At 30.1% G+C, this 491-nt stretch carries 1 protein-coding gene; it reads left to right on the forward strand.

Annotated elements, in window-relative coordinates:
- Positions 1 to 97: 97 nt before the first annotated feature.
- Positions 98 to 491 (forward strand): hypothetical protein (locus Q5762_RS37085; protein WP_315896714.1); only part of this gene is annotated, 394 nt, incomplete at its 3' end.

A 491-nucleotide genomic window follows, 5' to 3' on the forward strand; every position in this document is an offset into this window, starting at 1 on the left:
TTTATCAACATTATTTGTTTTGGATAGGCTATCATCATCGTCTGGTATAACTACATTATTCACGATTTTTGGTGAGTTTATTTTTACAAGATTAACGGTGGATTATGTCCTATTTTATGATTTTCATGGTGACTGGTATGTACCAGCATTACAGTACATTCTTTCAGTCTTTCCCGGTAAATTAAGTGCCTATGTACTAGATGGTGAAGTTAGTTATAGAGCTTTGATCTCTGATTATAGTGGTCTTTCTTGGGGATTGGCTGGTAACATTGTTTCGGAGTCTTTATTTTATTTCGGAGATGGTTTTATATTTTCCATTATTTTTTTATTCTTAACTTCAATAGTTTACTACAATGGCTATACTATTTTTATAATGCCCTTCTTTATAATGAATGTTGTTTATATATCTAACATACAAAATATTTTCAGGACAAGTTTTTTTGAATTTGGGTTGGTGATGTTATATTTATCTATTAGTTACCTTCTGGTTT

Origin of the sequence: Streptomyces sp. P9(2023), from assembly GCF_032436795.1 — a bacterium.
Lineage (GTDB): Bacteria > Actinomycetota > Actinomycetes > Streptomycetales > Streptomycetaceae > Streptomyces.